This is a genomic window from Bradyrhizobium sp. SZCCHNR1002 (genome assembly GCF_032381435.1).
GTDB lineage: Bacteria > Pseudomonadota > Alphaproteobacteria > Rhizobiales > Xanthobacteraceae > Bradyrhizobium > Bradyrhizobium aeschynomenes.
The window spans coordinates 1-5,943 of the sequence record NZ_JAUHIS010000013.1; the positions used below are offsets into that span (position 1 = coordinate 1).

Genomic DNA, 5,943 nt, shown 5'->3' on the forward strand with positions numbered 1-5,943 from the left:
GCTGCCGCTCCACGGCGCTCAGCAGGCTCAGCTCGGACAGGCGCGCCTCCGGCCGCGCCGCGATCTCCTGCAGCAGCTGGACGAAGTGATCCGCCAGCCGTGCGACCGTCGCGGCGTCGAACAGGTCGGTGGCGTATTCGAAGGTGCACGCGATTCCGTCCGTCGCTTCGCGAACGAAGAGCGTCAGATCGAACTTCGCCGTGAGATGCTGATCCGCCGCCACCGGGCTGATTGTCACCCCCGCCAGCTCCAACTCGTCGAACGGAATGTTCTCGAATGACAGACAGACCTGGAACAGCGGCTGCCGCGACAAGTCCCGCTCCGGCTGCAGCGCCTCCACCAGCTTTTCGAACGGCAAGTCCTGATGCGCATAGGCATCCAGTGCCGTCTCCTTGATGGCAGCCAGATAGTCGCGAAATGCGGGATCGCCGGAGAGATCGCAACGCATGACCAGCATGTTGACGAACATGCCGATCAGGTCTTCCAGCTCCGGCCGCGAGCGTCCGTTCACGGGCGAGCCGACCAGAATGTCGCGCTGATCGCTGTAGCGGCCGAGCAGCGCCGAGAAGGCGGCGAGAAAGACCATATAGAGGCTGGCACTTTCGCGACGCGCCAGGCCGCTCAGCTGCCTGGACAGGTCCTGAGGCACGACGAAGCGCGACGTTGCACCAACAAAGGATTGAACCGCGGGGCGCGGACGGTCCGTCGGCAACGACAGCACCGTCGTTGCGCCGGCGAGGCGGCGGCGCCAATGATCCAGATGGCGTTCGCCGACCGGCCCGTCGAGCCAGTCCCGCTGCCAAATGGCGTAGTCGGCATACTGCACGGGCAAGGGCGAAAGCGGCGATTGCGGCGAACCGGTGCGGCCGGCATAGAGATGTCCGAGCTCACGGAGCAGGACGCCGACCGACCAGCCATCGGCGACGATGTGGTGAAGGTTGACCAGCAACAGATGCTCTTCGTCACTCAGACGGACGATCGTCGTTCGGATCAGCGGTCCGGCCCGTAGATCGAACCTCACGTTCGCATGATTTCGGATGAGCCGTTGCACATCCTCATTCGAGCTCTGATCACCATGGGCAGACAGGTCGATGAGCTCGCACCGGAACGCACTCCCATTCTCAATGATCTGAGCGCCCCGACCGTTTACAGCGTCGAAGCGTGTACGCAGGATGTCATGACGGCGCACGATCTCCTGCAGAGCCTCCTCCAGCGCCTCGATGTCAACTCGGCCCTGCAGCCGCACGGCCCCCGCCATGTTGTAGGCAGTCCCGACCAGCCCGACCTGCTCGAGAAACCACAATGGCTCTTGCGTGTAGGACAAGGGAATCGACGACGTCCGTGCTGCAACGCTCAGCGGCGGCGGCGCGATTTCCACTTCGTCGCGCTGCGCCTGCTCGACGGCCGCCGCAAGCAACCTGATCGTCGGCGTCTCGAAGACAGTCCGCAGCGGCAGGTTCACGTTGAACGCCGCATTCAGCCGTCCCACCAGACGGGATGCCATCAGCGAGTGCCCGCCGGAGCTGAAGAAATCATCGTCGATACCCGGCGTCGCCACGCCGAGAACATCGGACCAGATCACGGCCAGCATCTGCTGGGTCACGGTTGCCGGCGTCGCGTGCCGGTGGCCCGGCGCATCCTCCGGATCGGGAAGCCGCGCGCGATCGAGCTTGCCGTTGGATGTCAATGGCAACCTGTCCAGGATCGCCAGCTGCGTGGGCACCATGAAATCAGGCAATGACTGCTTCAAGTGATGTCGGATTTGCTCCGCTGAAAGGCGCGCCTCCGGCACCGGCACGACATAGGCAGCGAGCTGCGTACCGGTCGTACCTTCTCGAACCAGAACCGCTGCTTGCCCGACCCCACGCGACTGGCGCAAGACGGATTCAATCTCCTGCAGTTCGATACGGAAGCCGCGGATCTTGACCTGTCCGTCGCGCCGACTGAGATACTCGATGTTGCCGTCCGGCAAGCGCCTGACGATATCGCCGGTCGCATAGAGCCGGCTGCCGGGCCGGCCGAACGGATCCGGCGTGAATTTCTCGGCCGTCAGCGCCGGTCGTCCCCAATAGCCGTGCGCGAGACCGTCGCCGCCGACATGGAGCTCGCCCGGAACGTTGATGGGCACCGGTTGCAATCGGCCGTCGAGGACGTGACAGCTGCCATTGGCGAGTGGTCTGCCGATCGGAATGGTGCGCGCGCCCGGGACGACATGATCGACCTCCATCCAGGTGCTGAACGTCGTCGCCTCGGTCGGTCCATAGACGTGCAGGAGACGTTCCGGAGCGCCATGAGCCAGAACCCTGGTCACCGCATGCGGGTCGCACGCCTCGCCGCCGAACAGAGCCACGCGCAACCGGGCGAAGATGCCAGGGACATCCTGCGCCAACCGATTGAACAGCGCTGTCGTGGCGAACAAGCAGCTGACGTCGTGACTGTGGATCGCAGCAGCCAGTTGATCCGACGCCAAGGCGGTGTCCCGGTCGATGATGACGAGCGCGGCGCCGTTCAGGAGAGCGCTCCATAGCTCGAACGTCGCCGCATCGAAGGATGGGCTGGCGAGATGGGCAATACGATCGTCTGCGGTAAGCTCGATATAATCCGTTCCGAGCACCAGTCGGGAAACGGCGCGATGAGGCACGGCAATGCCCTTGGGCACACCGGTCGAGCCTGACGTGAACATGATGTACGCAATGGCTTCACCGCCGGCCGATCGAGCGGCGAAGCTTTCGATGGGCTTCACATCCTCGGCATGCAGGACCGGCAGGCCTGCCGGAGCCGCGCCGCCGCGCCCTGCGACCACGGCAGTCGCCCCTGCATCCTTCACCATGAAGGCGAGCCGCTCTTCCGGATAGCCGGGATCGAGCGGCACATAGCTGGCGCCGGCCTTGATGATGCCGAGCATTCCGGCGATCAGGCCCGCTGATCGATCGCCGGAGAGTCCGACGCTCGCGCCTGCGCGGACGCCCCGTTCAGCCAGCGTCGCGGCGATGCCGTTGCTCCACCGATCGAGCTCGCCGTAGGTGATGCTGCGCGAGCCGTCGACGATCGCGATCGCTTGCGGACACCGCGCAACCCGGGCAGCGAACAGGCCGTCGAGCGCCGCATCACGCGGGAACGGCCGCGCCGTCCGGTTCATGCCGAAGATGAGATCGAGACGCTCAGCGTCCCGCATCAAGGAAAGGTCAGCCAGCCGCGCATGCGGATCCGCGGCGATTGCCTCCAGCAGATGCTGAAAATGGGCGGCGAGATGCGCGATCGTCTCGGCATCGAAGAGTTCGGCGGCATATTCGATCGAAACGGCCAGCCCGTACTTCTTCTCATAGACGTGCAGCGTCAGATCGAATTTGGTCTGCTCCGACGGCGCAGGCATCGGCGTGAGCCGCAGGCCGGGAAGCGTCAGCTCCTCGAATGGTTCCTGCTGGAGCGCGAACATCACCTGGACCAGCGGATGCCTGCCGAGGTCCCGATCAGGCTGGAGCGCCTCGACCAGCCGCTCGAACGGCAGATCCTGATGCGCATGGGCGTCGAGCACGGCGTCCTTCACCTGCGCCAACAGATCGACAAAGCGCGTACTTTCGGAACAATCCGCCCGGAGGACGAGGATATTGGCGAAGAAGCCGATCAGGTCGTGTAGTTCGTGCCGCCGTCGGCCTGCAACCGGCGATCCCACCACCACGTCGTTCTGGCCACTGTAGCGCGACAGCAAGAGCTGGAAAGCTGCGAGCAGAACCATGAACAATGTGGCTGTCTCACGACGGGCGAGCACCCGCAGTTCGGCCGTCATTTTTTCGGAGAGACTGAACGCGTAGGTCTTGGCGGCAAAGGCCGCGGACGCTGAGCGCGATCGGCTGACGGGCAGTTCGAGTTGAGGCGGCGTGCCCGCGAGGCGCTCCGTCCAATAATGCAATTGACGTTCGAGAGCCTCGCCGGCCAGCCAGCGACGCTGCCAAAGCGCGTAGTCGGCATACTGCACAGGCAGGGGACGGAGCGGAGACGGCTCGTCCGCGCAGAACGCGTTATAGAGCACGGTGATCTCGCCGATCAGGATTTCAGTCGACCAGGCATCGGAGACAATATGGTGCATGGCGAGCAGCAGCACGTGCCGGCGCGCCGCCAGGCGAAGCAGCCGAATGCGCAATGGCAGGGCCGCTTGGAGATCGAACGGCTGGGTGGCATGGGCCAGCGATTGCCGGTCCACTTCCGCCGCCTGGGCTTCCCCGGTGAGAGTCGAGAGGTCGATCAGCTCGAACGGACATGATGCTTCGGCGTCCACGATCTGCCGGGGGTGTCCGGCAACGGTCTCGAACCGCGTCCGCAGCACCTCGTGCCGGCCGACGATGACATCGAAGGTTCTTCGCAACGCCTCCTCATCGAGATCGCCGTCCATGCGAATGGCGATGGCGACGTGATAGGACGCCCCCGCGAGGCCGAGCTGTTCGAGAAACCAGAGACGCTCTTGCGCAAAGGACAGCGGCAGGTCACCACTGCGCGCCGCATCGATCGGAGGCAGTTCTTCGCCCGCCGAACTCGCCTCCTGCAAGAATGTCGCGATTTCCAGCTGGCGTGTGCGAAGCTCGTCAAGCCGTTCAGGCGTCATGACCCCCTTCGGCGCGCGGTAGCGCACACGCCCGTTCTCGGACCAGATCTGGACGCCGTCTTGGCGGAGCGAGGAGAGCAGCTTCTCGATCATCAGATGACTCCTTCCTCGAGCTCTGCGTCTTCTTTGGGTGAATCCTTTCGCGCATTCGCCCAGCCGAGCACGTCGAGACGCTCGGCAAGCTCCTCGAGCGTCCGCGCCTCGAACATGGCCTTGAGAGGCACGTTCAGCTTCAATTCCTTCTGCGTGCGGGCGATGGCCCGGGTCGCCGAGAGCGAGTCGCCCCCGAGCGCGAAGAAGTTGTCGGTGACGCTGATCTGCTCGCGCTTGAGCACGTCGCGCCAGATCGCGGCGAGTGTCGCCTCGGTGGCATTGCGCGGCGCGACCATCGTCTCCGCCGGGCCCTGCCGCTCCGGCGCCGGCAGCGCGTTGCGGTCGAGCTTGCCGTTCGGCGTCAGCGGCAGCGACGCGAGGACGACGATCGCCGACGGCACCATGTAGTCCGGCAGGATCCTTTGAAGCTGACCGCGCAGAGCGTCACCGTCGGTCACGGCGTCCGGCTGCGCCACCACATAGGCGACCAGCCGCTTGCTGCCGCCGTCCTCGCGCAGCACCACCGCCGCCTGCGCGACGCCGGCCTGCGCCAGCAGCGCCGCCTCGATCTCGCCGAGCTCGATGCGGAAGCCGCGCAGCTTCACCTGATGATCGAGACGGCCGAGATAATCCAGCACGCCGTCCGCCCGCCATCGCGCCAGGTCGCCGGTCCGGTACAGCCGCTCGCCCCTGGCGAACGGGCTCGGCACGAACCGCTCCGCCGTCAGTCCCGGCCGATGCAGATAGCCGCGCGCCAATCCGACACCGCCGATATACAGCTCGCCGGCCACGCCGACAGGAACCGGCTCCAGATCCGCGTCCAGCACGTAGAGCTGGATGTTGCTGATCGGCCGTCCGATCGGCACCTGCGTTTGTTCCGGCTCGCTCCGGCACGGCCAGAAGCTGACGTCGACCGCCGCCTCCGTCGGGCCGTACAGATTGTGCAGCCGGCTCGGCAACGCGGCCAGGAACCGGTTCTGCGTCTCAACCGGCAGCGCCTCGCCGCTGCAGATCACCTCGCGCAGGCTGCCGCAGCGGCCGAGCTCTCCTGCTTCCAGGAACGCCTGCAGCATCGACGGCACGAAGTGCATCACCGTCACGCCGTGACGCTCGATCAGCTCCGACAGATAGGCCGGATCCTGATGCCCGCCGGGACGCGCGATCACCAGCTCCGCGCCTTGCGTCAATGGCCAGAACAACTCCCACACCGAGACGTCGAAGCCGAACGGCGTCTTCTGCAGCACGACGTC

Annotated in this window: 2 protein-coding genes; both read right to left on the reverse strand. The window is 65.5% G+C overall.

Annotation, left to right across the window (positions count from 1 at the left end):
* A partial coding sequence (locus tag QX108_RS33365; protein WP_315787705.1) for a non-ribosomal peptide synthetase occupies nucleotides 1–4,693 on the reverse strand: 4,693 nt, incomplete at its 3' end.
* Nucleotides 4,693–5,943: AMP-binding protein (locus tag QX108_RS33370; RefSeq protein WP_315787707.1), on the reverse strand; the 1,251-nt coding region annotated here is incomplete at its 5' end. The genes QX108_RS33365 and QX108_RS33370, both read right to left, overlap by 1 nt.